A 15575-nucleotide genomic window follows, 5' to 3' on the forward strand; every position below is an offset into this window, starting at 1 on the left:
GCCTCGCCAACGCCCCCGGCCTCAGCTTGACGCCTGCAGTGAGGCATCCAGTTGTATCCAATCAAGCTTGGGTACCAATCTTTCCGGAATGCGGCTCTGCTTGGAAAGATTAAACACTTGAAAGTGCGGCCCCAGCACCTTGCCCCCGAGTAGCTCGAAGCTTGGGAGAATATAATCATCCCAGTCGTCATCCAGCCGGCTCGGCACCACACCTTTAGGTTCGTAGAACCGCCCCTGCGCCGGATTCATATCCACCCCGACCATGAATACCCTACTAAATCCCAAATGGCAGGCCAGCTGCAGGGCCGCATACGGGATGGTTCTGCCATTGAAATAGCCTTGGCTGAGATCGCGGCTGAAACCGATGCGATTGCGCTTCTGGTGCAACAGGGACCAGTGCACCACCATGTCCGGGTTGTGTCGGTTGCGCCAGGCAAACATTCGATCCGACAGTTCGACCTGCCCATGCATACGGTTTGCACGCTCGAGCAGCATGAGCTCTCCCTCACCCAAGACATCCGGACTGTGTCGCGCCATCTGCTCCAGGCAGGAAAAACCCAGCGCAGCATATCGCGCATGGCGAATGCCGTCGGCGACAGCCCCCGCCTTGGCCTGGGCAAAGCCCTTATCATCACATAGATAGAACAGAGGACTAACTTCTTCTTGAAGAAAACGCTGGATGGATCCGTTCATCGCCAGCATTGGCCAGTCGCGGTAGCGCGACATCTGGAACTGGGCCACCGAGGGCCCGGAAGCCACCAAAAAGACCGAACCCGAGAACTTCCCACGCAGAGGGGAAAAATCGCCCAAGGCAACACTTGCTCCATTAGCTAATTGCAATCGCTGACCGGAGGCCCCTACTTTAAGCTGCATGAACACTTACCTCGCGAACCCAGCGCAATGGCCATCGGCAACCAGATCCATAACCAAATCAGATTCGGGGAGTGTATGAACGAATGCAACTCAAAAAACATTACCGCCGAGCTTGCCAGTAACAGAGCCAGAGCCAGCAACGCAAGAGGGCTCGAGCAGAGCCAAAGACGCCTGATCGCCAGCGCAAACATGCCAAGAAACATCAGCAAGCCCGTCATACCGTATTGGAACAGCACTTCCAGATAGAGGCTGTGGGTATTGACCACCGTCTGATTCGGAATATGCATAACATCCATACTGACTCCGGCTCCATGCCCCTGAAGCCAATAGCCGGGCATGGCATCAAGCACCATCCGCCAGATCAGGTCTCGATAGGTCACATTTCTGGCAGCCTCGATGCCGAACATACCGGGAAACCGCATCAGCACCATCGCCATCACAAGCAAGAACGCAGCACCACTCAGCAGCCAGATTCTCCGATTACCGAAGCGCCACAGCAGAAAAAGACCGCCGACCACAAGCGCCAGCCACGCGCTCCGGGAAAAAGTAAGGAATGCGTAGCCCCCAATCGGCAACAGCAGAAGCCCCCAGAACAAGCGTGATGACCAAAGGCGACTGCTCAATAAACAGCAAAAGGCGGTAAGCCCGGCAAAAGCCAGATGCATGCCCGAAATGATCGGATTGCCGAATTCGGCGAATCCAGAAATGCCAGAGCTGTGAAGCTGGAATGCCCGATAGCGGAAGTCGAAGCCACTCTTCTGCAACTTCAAGTAGAGGGTGACCACGGCGGCGAAGGCACCGAGCACAGCGGCCGCTTGAAGCAACTGCATCAGCGCTCGCGGATATCGACCAGCTAGGAAGGCGACCGCTATCATGAACACTAGCAACACCAGCCCACGCCTCAGGATATCTGCCTCCCCCCCCAGCCACAGCACACTTGCAACGACCCACAGCGTAAAGGCGGCCATCAGCAACAGCAGTTGGCGGTCAGCGAGTTCAAACAAGACCTGACGCCATCTCAGCAAAGCCGCTAGCAGAAAGAAGCCCAGGCAGAAACGCAGAGTGCTGGCCCAGGCCGATGTCTCGCCCGGCCACCAGAAACGCCCCAGCAACAGTACCATCACAGACAACCAGGCAAATACCAGCGGCAACCGGCTCGCTGTCTCTCGAAAATCCATCAGTATCACGACTCCCGTTGACAGCAAGTCTGGGCAATTTGGCGGAACATTTCATACGCCTGTTCGCGAGACCGAACCAGAAAAGCGTCCAAGGAATGCCGCTCTGCAGGCGAAAGAGGCCAACGAGGCGCCTGTTCCAAAGCCTCTGCATAACTATCGGCAAGACGGGATTGCAGGCCCGCCTCCTGGAGCAGCGACTCGATCTTGTGAGTATTGGAAGCAACTGTGACAAAGGGGGTGCGCATCAGCAGGCAAAGTGTCACGCAGTGAAAGCGCCCCGTAACTACCCATTCGGCTGCCCCCAAGCGCTTCAGAAAGGAATGTAACGTCCGGGCCGAATAACGCCAGCGCAAGTGGGTCAGAGCCTTATCGCTCTGGGCATCCGGCACAGCAGAGACGAGGCTGGAGAGACGCTTCAACTCAGCTCTAATACGCCGAGCCATACTCTTGATCACATAAGCGGGAAAGCCCTTGCCTAATTGCAGAGGGGGTAGTGCCTTGATGCTCAGGTACGCAACCCTGGCATTTCTGGCCGCTTGCCAGCCCTCCCAGGTCCGCTCGGCAAACACACTGCCATTGACCAGCCCCCCCGAACGCGAGCCTGACGCAGGCAGCTCATCCAAGCTCAGAGTCAGATCAGGAACCACCCGGGCTATGATGCCTGCCCTCTCAAGCTCCTGCGCGCTGAGACGATCCCGCACATAGATACCGCTGAAATCACGGGCCAGCTCGTTGAGCCTGTCGTTGCGTTGCCATACGCTGTTAATCAGGAAGCAGGGGACACCATGAGTCTTACAATAGCCTGCCAGCTCCCCAAGGCGGAGGGCCTGCTGGGCATCATCATGCATGGTGCCCTCGCCATTGATCAAACACAGGTCAGCGCGGCGTATATCGGCCTTCAACCGCTCGTCCGACTGCCAGTCATAGCGCATGGGGCAAGCACGACTAATGTGTATACCCACACTAGTAGCCAGTCGATATATCTGTCGCACCACCAGTTGGGAACCGTGGTGCTGTTCATAGGAAGTGTCGTTGAAGAGCAAGGCCTGCATGAGGAGTTTCATCCACTGAGTGCATCATGACCGCGTGCGCGGTCTTTTAAGCGATAAGATCATATAAACCGCTGAGGATTTCTATCGACCCGGCGTCGCAGTACTCACGCCAGCCCTTGAACTCACTCCAGCCATGCAAGAAGACGAAGTCCAGCCTGGCCTAGCGAGCACGCTGATCGAAGCTGCTGTTGCCGATATACAAGGCAGGCTGCCGAATGTTTTCCTGCTGCAGTTCACGTTCGAGGATCAGGTCTTTGGCATCCGGGCTGCCGAAGATGCCGCCATCGCGCAGTGTGCAGTGTGCAGCGTCAGAGCGAGTCGATTCATCACGGAATCTCATGTAGTTTTTTTGTCAAGCCGTGCGCGAGCAATGGCTCGCCTGAACAAGGCTCACCACGCAGAAGCGCTTCAAGCAGTTCCAGATTGTGCGCCAACCCTCTGCTTCCATGTGCAAGATGAAAATGTGCGAATTCATCGGCTTGGCGAAGGTGCCGCTCGTAATCGTATTCAATGGCTGAAATACCGGCATCAAGGCACGAAACATTCATCAAAGCCCCTCCGAAAAAACGAGCTTGCTCGAAGATGTCCGATTCGCCACTGACATTCACATAAAGTATCGGCCTGCGTGCCAATGCGGCCTCTATAACTGCATTGGACATGATATTGACCACTAGCGATGACTCAGCCAGAGCCTGCGCCAAGCTGCATGATACTGGCAGCACCAGCAGGTTCCGTAACTCGGAGGCTGCCTGTTTCCAGAAGGGGACCTGACTGCGTGGATGCGGTTTGACCAGCACCCGGTAATCGGGATGAGCAGCAGCCCAATTACGCAACAGCTCATACGCTTTTTGGTAGCCGGACTCCTTTTCCTTGTCAGGACCGACACCGAGGATCAACAAGGCACGCTTGGACGGCTTGGCCGGAGCTAGGTCGTATGTACTATCAATCATATGCGAGCCGGCCAGTACCGCCGTGCTGGTACCAAAGCGCAGCGCCCTGGCCTTCAGGGCATCCAGCGAACTCTGACCAAAAAGGAAGTAATAGTCGTAGTCGTTCATGCTCAGGCGCCGCGAGCCCTCAACAGTGGTCGCGTGCGCCAGATGCACCAGCGTGGCGTTACGGGCATTCAACGCCAGTCGCAGGAACGGGGAATACAGGCTGCCGTTGCGATCATTCAGCAACACGCGCGGACCGTAGCGTTCGTCGAGCCATTGCGCATGAGCGGCAAAACCGAAATAACGGGTGGGCACCTTGCAGGGGGGGCAACGCAACCGACGCTCCTGCAGGATCACGGACGGCTCCTCCAGCGCAGTTTCCACCAGCGCATGCCCCCGCTCGCGCAGCGCCCCGATCAGCAGTTTCTTGCGCTGCAGCTTAATCACCTTGGGGGCGGACTGCAGCAGCAGGAAATCGCAGCACTCTTCCTGAACCTCCGCCGCCAGGCGGCGCCTGGCGCGTAGACCAAACCACCAGTCGGACAGCGCTTCCCGGGCAAAGCGCACGGCACTGCCCAGCACGCCATAGCGCTCGCGCAGCAATGCCCAGCGATAATGATCGAGCGCACGCGCCTTCGCTGCCCAGAGGTTGTTACTCATGCGCCTAGCAACCCGGCCTGCCGGCTGATCGACCAGAAATGCTCGCGTACTGCCTGATCGGAGAAAAGCGCCTGCAAACGTTCCTGCATCGCCGACTCAACAGCCTGACGATCCCCTCGGTAGACCTGTGCAACCAACGCCTGGGTAAGTTGTTCAACATTACCCAGCTCAAACAACGCGCCAACACCCTCAATCACTTCGCGACCACCGCCACAGGCCGTGCCAAGCAAGGGAACCACCGCCGCCATGGCCTCCAACAGTACCATCCCGAACGGCTCATGGTCGGAGCTCAGTGCGAACACATCGAAAGCTTTGAAGTAGCGGCGCCCGTAGGCAACCTGGCCGAGAAAGCGTACCGACTCGGCCACGCCGAGTTCCACAGCCAGGGACCTTAGCGAGTTCTCCAGACGTCCGCTGCCCATGATCACCAGCAGGCTGCCGGCGGGTAACTGCGGTAGGGCCTGGGCGAAGCCACGAATCAGGGTGGCCTGGTCCTTGTCTGGATGCAGGCGGCCGACATTGCCGACCACCCAGGCGTCCTGCGGCAGCCCGAGGTGGACGCGGGCCTCCTCACGGGAAACCTGTTCGGCCTGCACGGCCTCGATGTCGATGCGGTTGTACAGCGTCTCGATGCGCTCGGCCGGCCAGCCACGCAGATCGCGACGTATCTCGTCGCGCACGGCATTGGACACCCCGAGCAGCAGCAAACGCTCACGGAAACGGTTGATGAACAGGCGGCGGCTCAGGCGGCCGTAGACACCGAACGCATGGTGCACGCCGATCACCGGCAGCGCGGTGCCCAGCAGCGCCACGTAGATTGGCTTGAAGCGATGGGCGATGCACAGGGCGAAATCACGCGTGGTCGCGATACGGCGGATGTCGCGGATCGCCTTGAGCTTCAGGCCACTGACATCCTTGCTGCGGTAGTCGAGGAAGATGACCTCGTCCGAGGCCGAGCCCTGCTCCACTTCGGCGCTCGGCGCGCCCGTCAGGTAGACGGTGCAGACCTTGTAGCGCGTGCCACGGAACAGCACGGCGTACTGCCGCGCACAGTCCAGGAAGGGCCCGTCGTAGCCATGGCAGAACTGCAGAACCCAGCGCTGCCCGGCAGCATCTGCGTTAGACGTGGTCATACCAGTCACGGCCGTCCTTGACCACGAGGATGTCTTCCATGATCAGGTACTGCAGATCCGAGCCATAGAACATGTTCAGCGCATCGGTCGGCGAACAGATCATCGGCTCGCCGCGACGGTTGAGCGAGGTGTTCAGCGACACGCCGTTACCGGTCAGCTTCTCCAGTTCCAGCATCAGGTCGTACCAGCGCGGGTTGAAGCGACGTTCCAGCACCTGGGCACGCGAGGTACCGTCCTCGTGTACCACTTCGCCGACACGCTCCTTCCACTCGTCATTAACCTCGAAGGTGAAGGTCATGAACGGGCTCGGATGATCGACCTTGAGCATCTGCGGCGCCACGGTATCGAGCATCGACGGGCAGAAGGGTCTCCAGCGCTCGCGGAACTTGATCTGCTCGTTGATGCGGTCGGCGACGCCCGGCACGCTCGGGCAGCCAATGATCGAACGGCCACCGAGCGCGCGCGGGCCGAATTCCATGCGCCCCTGGAACCAGGCTACGGGATTGGCATCGACCATGATCTTGGCGATGCGCTGCGGGGTATTGTCGATGCGTTTGAACACCGGCTTGTTCGGGTGCTTGGCGCAGGCGGCGATGATTTCTTCGTTGGAGTAGGACGGGCCGAGGTAGACGTGCTCCATCTTCTCCACAGGCACGCCGCGCTGGTGCGAAACGTAGGCGGCGGCGCCGACCGAGGTACCGGCGTCGCCGGAAGCGGGCTGCACGAACAGCTCCTTCACATCGTCGCGGGCGATGATCTTCTGGTTCAGCTTGACGTTCAGCGCGCAGCCGCCGGCGAAGGCGATCTTGCCGGTTTCCTTGAGGATATCGCCGAGGTAGTACTCCATCATCTCCAGCGCCAGCTTCTCGAACAGCGCCTGCATACTGGCGGCGTAGTGGATGTAAGGGTCGTCGGCGATGTCGCCCTGGCGCTTCGGGCCCAGCCACTCGATCAGCTTGGGCGAGAAGTAGTAGCCCTTGCCGTTTTCCTTGTAGCGGCGGAAACCGATGACGTTGGCGTAGTCGGTGTTGATGATCAGCTCGCCGTTCTCGAACTTGGCCAGGCGCGAGAAATCGTACTTGGCCGCGTCACCGTAGGGCGCCATGCCCATGACCTTGAACTCGCCATCGAGCATCTCGAAGCCGAGGAACTCGGTGATCGCGCCGTACAGGCCGCCAAGCGAATCCGGATCGTAGAACTCCTTGATCTTGTGGATCTTGCCGTTCTCACCGTAGCCGAAGAAGGTGGTGGCGTACTCGCCCTTGCCATCGATGCCGAGGATCGCGGTCTTTTCCTTGAAGCCCGAGCAGTGGTAGGCGCTGGCAGCGTGGGCCAGGTGGTGCTCGACCGGCTCGATCTTGACCTTCTTCAGGTCGAAGCCCAGTTGCTCCAGGCACCACTGGATCTTCTTGTGGTAGCGCTTGTAGCGGCGGTTACCCATCAGGATCGCGTCGAGGGAACGATCAGGCGCATACCAGTAGCGCTTGGCGTAGTGCCAGCGGGCCTTGCCGAACAGGCTGATGGGGGCGAAGGGAATCGCCACCACGTCGACGTCGGACGGTTTGATCCCGGCCTGTTCCAGGCAGAACTTGGCGGATTCGTAGGGCATGCGGTTCTTCGCGTGCTTGTCGCGCACGAAGCGCTCCTCTTCGACCGCCGCGATCAACTTGCCGTCGATGTACAGGGCGGCGGACGGGTCATGGCTGAGCGCGCCGGACAGGCCGAGAATGGTCAATGCCACGGAAAAGCCTCTTGCTGCTACGGGCGGACGAGCCGCCACGGAAAGTGGAAGGCGAGCCACGGCTCGCCCAAACAAAGCGAAGGATTATAGCCGCAGCGCCGGGCCGAGGGTATCGCCGACTGCTGACCGAGCGGTCGCCATCAGAGACGCGGCAGGCGTTGATCCAGCAGACGATGAAGCGCCGAGTCCTGCGGCCAGTTGCGCAGGAAGCGGGCGCGGTCTCGGGCGAAGGCTGGCGCGAACGAGGCCTGGCTGCGGTGCTGGCGCATAGCGTCTAGGTCGATCAGGGTCCAGCGGCCGCTTTCCCAGAACAGATTGGTGCCCTTGCAGTCGCCATGACTGATGCGCTCGCGAATCAGTGCCGCGAACAGCTGATCCAGCGCCTGCAGCTCCTCTTCCGGCGGCGTGCTGTCGAGATAAGGGGCAAAGCGCGTCAGCAGATCCTCGCCCGCGCAGTGCTCGGTCAGCAGCCAGGCCCGGCTGCGCAGCCAGCACCAGCGTTGCTCACGCACTGCCAACGGACGCGGCGTGGCGATCCCCAGCAGCTCCAGGCGATGGCCCTCGACCCAGCTGTGCCACGCCCGGCTCGGCCGCCAGAAGCGTTTGAGCCAGTGGCCCCAGCCCTTGATGTTGTAGCGTTTCAGCACCCGCAACCGATCGCCGACCTGCACCAGCGCCACCGTGGCGCTGCCGCCATCCTTGAGCAGGCGACCGGCCGCGATGGCGGCATCCGGATCGTCCAGCAACGGCGCCAGCTCGGCTTGCTGGGCACGCCGTACCACCCGCAGGCCGAAGGCGCCGACGCGCGCCGCGAACAGGCTGCAATCGCGCCCGACCTTCTTCAGGTAGTCGCGCAGGCGCCACTGGCGCACCTTGGCGATTTCCTTGAGCAGCGCCTCCAGCGGCAGCGCATGCTCGCCGTTGGCCAGCAAATAATGAATCAGCAACTCTTCGAGATAGGGCTCCAGCTCGGCCGGCAACTGGGCGAAGAACACCCCGAGGTTTTCCAGCACGCGCTGGCGCGATAGCGGCTGACCTGGCGTCTCGGCCTGCACACCGCCGCCATCGATCAGGTAGAGCTGCCCCTGCTGGCGCAGCAGATTGTCCAGATGCAGATCGGATTGCCACAGGCCGCGGGCGTGCATACCGGCGATGGCGGTCAAAGCCTCGGCCAGCACCCCATGCTGCCCTTCGGACAGAGGAGCTTCGCGCTCGACCAGGCGCCAGGCGCCCCACAGGCTTTCGGCACCTTCGAGGTAATCGAACAGCAGCCAGCCGCCCTGCCCCTCCACAAAAACCTCGGCCAGCAGAGCGGGCGTGGTCAGGTCCTGTTCGGCCAGCAGGCGGGCGCCGTCCAATTCGCGGCGATAATGCCGCTCGGCCCGCTCGCCCACCAGCAACTTGACCAACACCGGGCGCCCCCGCCACTGGGCCTGGCCGACATAGCGCTGCCCGGGCAATACGCGCAGCAGACGCTGCAGCTCCAGTTCGTCGCCCGCCAACTCCAAGGTCAGCGGCAGGGACGGCTCGCGCCCGGCCTGGGCCAGTTGCGCCAACTGCATCAACGCGCCCCCTTGCGCCGACGGCGCGCGCCGAGCCGCTCATGCCAGCGTTCGACATCAGCGGAATCGCCCAGATAGGCCACCAGCAGCTGACGCACTTCCGCCTCGTTCCAGACGGCGGCGCGGCGCAGCAAGGGCTCCAGGTCCCTGACCCGGTCACGCTCACCGAACAACAGAGGGCGAGTCTTCTCCAGATCGATCAGCTGCGCAGCGAAATCGTCGCCTTGCTCACGCAGAAAGATGTGCTTGGGATAAAAGCAGCCATGTACCTGACCGGCATCATGCAGACGACGGACAAGCCCACCACAGGCAGCCAGAATCGCCTCGCGCCGGGACGTGCTCAAGCTCGCCCAGCCCTGCAACCAATGCTCGAGGTCCTGCCAGCCGTCCAGGGCACGGGTGAGCAGCACGGCCCGCTGCTCGCCCGGCAGCTTGCGTTCGGCGAAGAAGGCCGCCTGCAACGCCGGAATGCCCAAATCGGCATAACGGCGAATATTGCGAAACTCGCAGGCGAAGGTCGGCTCGCCGAAGGGATGGCGCAGGGTACGGGTCAGGTGGTTGCTCTGACGCTTTAGGTAATAGGCCGCGCCATCCAGTTCCAGGCGATAGACGCTACTCCAGCCACCGCGCTCGGTGTTCGGCTCATCGACCGCCTCCAGCTGCAGCGCCCACAGCGCATCGAAATTCGCCAATCCATGGCGTTCAAGGATCGGGCGATCCTCAGCGGCGATAAAGTCGCTCATTCCCTGCCCTCGAAGAATTGCAAAATCTTGTGAATAACGCGCTTGTCGTCGGCGCTCAGGCGCGCGTTGCCGCTGTACTGCTGGTAAAAGCGCAGACGCTGGGTACGCGACAGCTGGTACTTGGCCACCTTGTCCAGACAGGCCAGATCCTTGATCACGCGATAGTCCAGCAGAGGGCCCCACCAGAAGCCGCCAGTGGGACAATCGATGAAGAACAGCTCGGCGTGATCATTGACCAGCAGGTTGCGCCACTTCAGATCGTTGTGCACGAAGCGATGGGCATGCAGCGTGCGCGTCGCCGTAGCCAACTGTTGGCTGACCCGCTGCACCCAGGCACCATCCTTGAGGCGTGCATCGCCGCACTTGGCCAGCAGGGCCAGATCCTGGGTATTCGGCAGTTCGCGGGTGATCAACGCACCGCGCACGAACGCCCCCCTGCGCCGCTCCAGGCCATAGCCAACGATCTCAGCCGTCGGCACGCCCCACTTTGCGAAATACTTGAGGTTCTGCCACTCAGCCTTGACCCGCGGCCGACCGATATAACGCCGCAGCCCCTTGCCCGCCCCCCAGTAACGCTTGACGTAGTAACGCACGCCCTCGCGCTCGATCAGGATTACCTCGGACAGCGGGTCGCGGGTCAGGCGCTTGCCTTGCAAGGCAAATACATGCTCCAGGCTGGCCAGTTCCAGCGCCAGCGCCGCCGGCAGATCATCACTCACACGCCAACCGCTCACCCCTGAGCCCCCGGCGCATATTTACGCGCATAGCGGGCCAGCAGCTTGTCGGCCTTGCGCTCCAGCCAGGCCAGCAGCGCCGCCTCGTCACGCAGGATTTCACGCAGCGGGCGCTGGAAATAGGTCTTGAGAAAACGCAGCTTGTCGCGACGGGTCAGGCCGATGTTCAGCGCCGAGAAATACAGCCCGGCCAGATCCTTGTTACGCCAGCGCAGCGGCGTAGCACTGCGTACCTGGGCGCGGTGCAGGTCGATCAGCGATAGACGCAGGTCGTTCGCCGTCACCGGCCTGTCGGTGTGCAGCAGGAAGTGGCAGATATAGCAGTCACGGTGATTGACCCCGGCACGGTGCATGGTGCCAGTCATCCGCGCCACCTCCTTGATAAGCGCGCGCTTGAGCTGAGGCTCGGGCGGTTGCTGCAGCCAGTTCAGGCTCAGCTGCTCCAGATCGGTGGTCGGCGCCAGCTCCTCGGTGACGATAAAGGAATGCTGCGCCGCCGGATTACTACCACGCTCGCCGTAAGCCACGGCGGTCATGGTCGGCACCCCGGCCTCGGTCAGACGCTGAATCGCCGCCCATTCCTGGCCGGCACCGAGCACCGGCGCCTTGGCGGTGAGCAGGTTCTTGACGATCTCGCCCCAGCCAATACCGCGATGGATCTTGACGAAGTAACCGCGGCCGTCGACCTCGGTGCGCAACGTGCGACGCCCCTCCAGCTCACGATAGACCTGGCCCTGCAGGGCCTCGACCGCAGCGAAGGCGTCCTGACCAGCCCATAGCGACTTGAAGGGTTCGGCGAGCACCAGCTTCATGGGCGCTCCGCCAGAATCACATCGGCCGCGCGCTGCGGCATGGAATACAGGTCAGCCGAATCAGCAAAGGCCAGCCCATTGGCGCTCCACTTGCTGCGCGCCGCATCGTCGCCGAGCATCTCGGTCAGCATCCGGTTGAGGTCATCCTGGGCGAACGGCGCCGGCACCACCCGCCCAGCATCAGCCTCGGCGATGTAGTGAGCATAACCACACACCTCGCTGACCAGCACCGGCAGACCGGCGACCACCGCTTCCAACAGCACAGTGCCGGTGTTCTCGTTATAGGCCGGGTGGATCAGCAGGTCGGCGCCGAGCAGGAAGCGCGGAATATCGCTGCGCCCCTTGAGGATCTGCACCTGCTCGGACACACCGAGGGTCTTCGCCTGCAGCTGGAACGAACGCGGGTCATCCTGGCCGATGGCGATCAGGCGGGTGCGCTGCTTCAGTTCGCGCGGCAGGGCGGCCAGCGCCTTGAGACTGCGATCAAGCCCCTTGGTCTTGAAGCCCGAGCCGATCTGCACCAGCAGCAGGTCATCATCCTTCAACTTGAATTCACGACGGAACTCGGCGCGAATCTCGGCGGCATTGGCCGGCGCGCGACGATCCTGGGCAATGCCCGGCGGCAGCAGATGGAAGCGCGCCTGCGGGGTGTTGTAGTGCTTGATAAACAGCGGCTGCTGCACCTCGGAGATCATCAGGATCTCGGTCTTCGACTCGGGGGCGAACACCGCCCGCTCATAGTCGGCGAAGTGCTTGTAGCGGCCCCAACGCTTGTAGATCGGTGCGCGCAGGGTCTGCGCCTTGTCCTCGTAGCAGCCATCGGCGGCGTAGTAGACGTCGAGGCCCGGCATCTTGTTGAAGCCGACCACGCGATCCACCGGATCGCGCGCCAGGTCGGCGGCCAGCCAGGCGCTGAACTTCTCGTTGCGATGGTGATTGAAGAACGCCTTGATCGGCGCGACGCGCACGTCGAAGCCGGTCGGCACTTCGCCTTCCCAGATCGGCGTGTAAACGCGAATGGCGTGACCGCGCGACTGGCATTCCAGAGCAATGCGCATGAAATCACGCTGCAGGCCGCCGAACGGGAAGTACTTGTAGAGCACGAAGGCCAGCTGCATCAGACCGCCTCCTGCTGCGCCAGCAGCAAGGCGTTTAGCTCGTCGCCGACGCGCTGGGCGCCGAGGCCGTCGAAGCAAGGCTTGTGGCGATCCCCCCCGCCGGCATCCGGCCCTGTAGCGCACAAATGCACCTGACCACGGCCGTAGGCGCCGACCTTGCCCGGCAGAGTGGGCCCGTACAGGGAGATGGTCGGCACGTCGAGCGCCGCGGCCAGATGGCCGAGACCGGTATCCACGGCAACGCAGGCGGTGGCGCCGGCGATCACCTTGGCCACGCCGGCCAGATTCAGCTTGGGCAGCACGGCGGCACCTTCGATACCGGCAACGATACGCTGGGCGCGCTCGCGCTCGGTCTCGTTACCCCAGGGCAGGCGGATGGCCCAGCCCTGCGCGGCCATGCGCTCAGCCAGGGAGCGCCAATCGGCCTCCGGCCAGTGCTTGCTGGCCCAGGTGGTGCCATGCAGGAACAACAGGTACGGCTGAGCAGAGGCATCAGCCATGGCCGCGCGATCCAGGCCGTAGTCGCCGATCTGCTGCGGCAGCGGGTAGCCGAGCGCCTGGGCGAACAGCTGGCGGGTGCGCTCCAGCGCGTGCTGCTCTTTCGGCACCGCATACAGGCGATCGTAGAAACGGCAGGCAATCGGCTCGCGCGCCGAGTCGCGGTCCAGCCCTGCCACCGGCGCCTTGCTGTAGCGGGTCAGCACGGCACTCTTGAACAGGCCCTGGGCGTCGATCACCAGGTCATAGTCGACCTCGCCCAGGCGCTGCTTGAAGCGCTTCCACTCGCCACTTTTCCAGGTCTGCAGCAGGTGTTTGCGCCAGCGGCGGATGGCCACCGGGATCACCTGCGCCACGGCCGGGTGCCAGGCGGGAATCTCGGCGAAGCCCTCCTCCACCACCCAGTCGAACTGGATGCCGGGAATGGCCCGCGTCGCATCGGTGAGCGCCGGCAGGGTATGAATCACGTCGCCCAGCGAAGACGTCTTGATCAGCAGAACCCGCAAGCTATTGCACCTCGACCGGGTCGGCGACCAGGCGGTCCAGCGCCTCGATCACCGGGCGCGGCTTGAGCTCGCGCAGGCAGTTGTAGTGGCCGAAGCGGCAGGTTCGCTCGAAGCAGGGACTGCACTCCAGCCCCAAGCGCACGATCTCCACTTGATCGGCCAGCGGCGGGGTGAACTGCGGCGACGTGGAGCCATACACCGCCACCAGCGGACGATTGAGCGCGGCCGCCACATGCATCAGGCCGGAGTCGTTGGACACCACGGCGCCAGCGACCGACATCAGGTCGATGGCCTCGGCCAGCGAGGTTTCCCCGGCCAGGTTGACGCTTTCCTCGCGCAGCCCCGGGATCAGCCGCGCGCGAATCGCCTCGCAGCCGGGATGGTCGTTTTTCGAGCCGAACATCCACACCTGCCAGCCAGCACGGACCTTGATCTCGGCAACCTTGGCGTAGTGCTCGACCGGCCAGCGCTTGGCCTCGCCGAACTCGGCGCCGGGGCACAGGGCCAGCACCGGGCGATCCAGGCTCAGGTCGAACTTGGCCAGCGCGGCCGCGCGGCTGGCCTCGTCGATGACCAGACGGGGCTGTGGATAAGGCTTGGGCAGCTCGGCATCCGGCTCATAGGCCAGCGCCATAAAGCGCTCGATCATCAGCGGCAGGCGCTCTTTGTCCAGCGTGCGGATGTCGTTGAGCAGGCCGTAGCGCATCTCGCCCTTCCAGCCGGTGCGCGTGGGAATGCTGGCGAAGAAAGGCACCAGGGCCGACTTGAGCGAGTTGGGCAGCAGGATCGCCTGATCGTACTGACCGGCCAGGGACTTGCCGATCTTGCGCCGGGTGGCGATATCCAGCACGCCATGCCCCAATGGAAAACTCAACGCCGCACGCACTTCGGGCATGCGCTCAAGAATCGGCCGGCTCCATTCGGGCGCCAGCACATCGATCTCGCAGCCGGGATGGCGCTGTTTGAGGCAGACGAACAGGGTCTGCGCCATCACCATGTCACCGACCCAGCTGGGCCCAACGATCAGTATTTTCATGCTATTTCCAGAAACGAGCAGGGAGGCTCAGAGCCTCCCCGTCATACCCTTGACGACCTTTTATTTAACCAGAGTGCGCCACTCGGCGTGGGCACTGGTCTTGCCGGTGACCAGGTCGAAGTAGGCCTTCTGCAGCTTCTCGGTGATCGGGCCACGGCGGCCGATGCCGATCTGACGGCCGTCCACTTCACGGATCGGCGTCACTTCAGCGGCGGTACCGGTGAAGAAGGCCTCGTCGCAGATGTATACCTCGTCGCGGGTGATGCGCTTCTCCACCACCTTGATGCCGTGCTCTTCAGCCAGGGTCAGGATGGTGCTACGGGTGATACCGTTGAGGCAGGAGGTCACTTCCGGGGTGTACACCACGCCATCCTTGACCAGGAAGATGTTCTCGCCCGACCCCTCGGCCACGTAGCCTTCCGGGTCCAGCAACAGGGCCTCGTCGGCGCCGCCGGAGATGGCCTCCTGCAGGGCCAGCATCGAGTTGATGTAGTTGCCGTTGGCCTTGGCGCGGGTCATGGAGATGTTGACGTGGTGGCGGGTGAAGGAACTGGTGCGCACCTTGATGCCGGTCTTCAGGGCTTCTTCGCCCATGTAGGCGCCCCAGTTCCAGGCAGCAACGATCACGTGCACCTTCAGGCCAGAGGCGCGCAGGCCCATGCCTTCGCTGCCGAAGAACACCATGGGGCGCAGGTAGGCGCTCTCCAGGCCGTTCTCGCGCACCGCGGCACGCTGGGCTTCGTTGATCTCTTCCTTGGAGAAGGGGATCTGCATGTTGAAGATGTGCGCCGAGTCAAACAGGCGGTCGGTGTGCGCCTGCAGGCGGAAGATGGCGGTGCCGTCCGGGGTGTTGTAGGCGCGCACGCCCTCGAACACGCCCATGCCGTAGTGCAGGGTATGGGTCAGCACATGGGTGGTGGCGTCGCGCCATTGCACCAGTTCGCCGTCATACCAGATCACGCCATCACGGTCGGACATCGACATCATTGCCACT

At 62.5% G+C, this 15575-nt stretch carries 15 protein-coding genes; all 15 read right to left on the reverse strand.

The window, feature by feature from the left end:
• Positions 1-21: 21 nt before the first annotated feature.
• The gene (locus P7A97_RS16300) at positions 22-873 is read right to left on the reverse strand and encodes a lipopolysaccharide core biosynthesis protein (RefSeq protein WP_277691072.1); all 852 of its coding nucleotides are present in this window, start codon (positions 871-873) and stop codon (positions 22-24) included.
• Positions 858-2051: an O-antigen ligase family protein gene (locus P7A97_RS16305; protein ID WP_277691074.1), complete on the reverse strand. Its 1194-nt coding sequence runs from the start codon at positions 2049-2051 to the stop codon at positions 858-860. The genes P7A97_RS16300 and P7A97_RS16305 overlap by 16 nt, the downstream gene beginning before the upstream one ends.
• A 5-nt stretch (positions 2052-2056) precedes the next feature.
• Positions 2057-3103 (reverse strand): polysaccharide pyruvyl transferase family protein, encoded by a 1047-nt coding sequence (locus P7A97_RS16310; RefSeq protein WP_277691075.1) that lies wholly within the window; start codon positions 3101-3103, stop codon positions 2057-2059.
• 160 nt (positions 3104-3263) lie between these two features.
• Positions 3264-3443, reverse strand: a complete 180-nt coding sequence (locus P7A97_RS16315) for a hypothetical protein (RefSeq protein ID WP_277691076.1) — start codon at positions 3441-3443, stop codon at positions 3264-3266.
• The gene (locus P7A97_RS16320) at positions 3430-4698 is read right to left on the reverse strand and encodes a capsule biosynthesis protein (RefSeq protein WP_277691077.1); all 1269 of its coding nucleotides are present in this window, start codon (positions 4696-4698) and stop codon (positions 3430-3432) included. The genes P7A97_RS16315 and P7A97_RS16320 overlap by 14 nt, the downstream gene beginning before the upstream one ends.
• Positions 4695-5831, reverse strand: coding sequence for a glycosyltransferase (locus P7A97_RS16325; protein WP_277691078.1), 1137 nt, complete (start codon positions 5829-5831; stop codon positions 4695-4697). Before P7A97_RS16325 ends, P7A97_RS16320 begins: the two co-directional genes overlap by 4 nt.
• A complete protein-coding gene (locus P7A97_RS16330) occupies positions 5818-7572 on the reverse strand; it encodes a carbamoyltransferase (protein ID WP_277691079.1) in 1755 nt (584 codons plus the stop codon). The genes P7A97_RS16325 and P7A97_RS16330 overlap by 14 nt, the downstream gene beginning before the upstream one ends.
• A gap of 140 nt (positions 7573-7712) precedes the next feature.
• Positions 7713-9134 carry a lipopolysaccharide kinase InaA family protein gene (locus tag P7A97_RS16335; RefSeq protein WP_277691080.1) on the reverse strand — a complete coding sequence of 474 codons (1422 nt, stop codon included), beginning with the start codon at positions 9132-9134 and terminating at the stop codon, positions 7713-7715.
• Positions 9134-9877, reverse strand: coding sequence for a lipopolysaccharide kinase InaA family protein (locus tag P7A97_RS16340; RefSeq protein WP_277691082.1), 744 nt, complete (start codon positions 9875-9877; stop codon positions 9134-9136). Before P7A97_RS16340 ends, P7A97_RS16335 begins: the two co-directional genes overlap by 1 nt.
• On the reverse strand, positions 9874-10611 hold the full coding sequence (locus P7A97_RS16345; RefSeq protein ID WP_277691083.1) for a lipopolysaccharide kinase InaA family protein: 738 nt from the start codon (positions 10609-10611) through the stop codon (positions 9874-9876). Before P7A97_RS16345 ends, P7A97_RS16340 begins: the two co-directional genes overlap by 4 nt.
• Positions 10608-11423, reverse strand: a complete 816-nt coding sequence (gene rfaP, locus P7A97_RS16350) for a lipopolysaccharide core heptose(I) kinase RfaP (RefSeq protein WP_277691084.1) — start codon at positions 11421-11423, stop codon at positions 10608-10610. Before rfaP ends, P7A97_RS16345 begins: the two co-directional genes overlap by 4 nt.
• Positions 11420-12541 carry a glycosyltransferase family 4 protein gene (locus P7A97_RS16355; protein ID WP_277691085.1) on the reverse strand — a complete coding sequence of 374 codons (1122 nt, stop codon included), beginning with the start codon at positions 12539-12541 and terminating at the stop codon, positions 11420-11422. Before P7A97_RS16355 ends, rfaP begins: the two co-directional genes overlap by 4 nt.
• Positions 12541-13545: a lipopolysaccharide heptosyltransferase I gene (gene waaC, locus P7A97_RS16360; protein WP_277691087.1), complete on the reverse strand. Its 1005-nt coding sequence runs from the start codon at positions 13543-13545 to the stop codon at positions 12541-12543. The genes P7A97_RS16355 and waaC overlap by 1 nt, the downstream gene beginning before the upstream one ends.
• A gap of 1 nt (position 13546) precedes the next feature.
• Positions 13547-14581 carry a lipopolysaccharide heptosyltransferase II gene (gene waaF / locus P7A97_RS16365; RefSeq protein WP_277691088.1) on the reverse strand — a complete coding sequence of 345 codons (1035 nt, stop codon included), beginning with the start codon at positions 14579-14581 and terminating at the stop codon, positions 13547-13549.
• A 60-nt stretch (positions 14582-14641) separates the two neighbouring features.
• Positions 14642-15565 (reverse strand): branched-chain amino acid transaminase, encoded by a 924-nt coding sequence (locus tag P7A97_RS16370; protein WP_277691089.1) that lies wholly within the window; start codon positions 15563-15565, stop codon positions 14642-14644.
• Positions 15566-15575 lie beyond the last annotated feature (10 nt).

The organism is Pseudomonas sp. GOM6, assembly GCF_029537485.1.
Lineage (GTDB): Bacteria > Pseudomonadota > Gammaproteobacteria > Pseudomonadales > Pseudomonadaceae > Aquipseudomonas.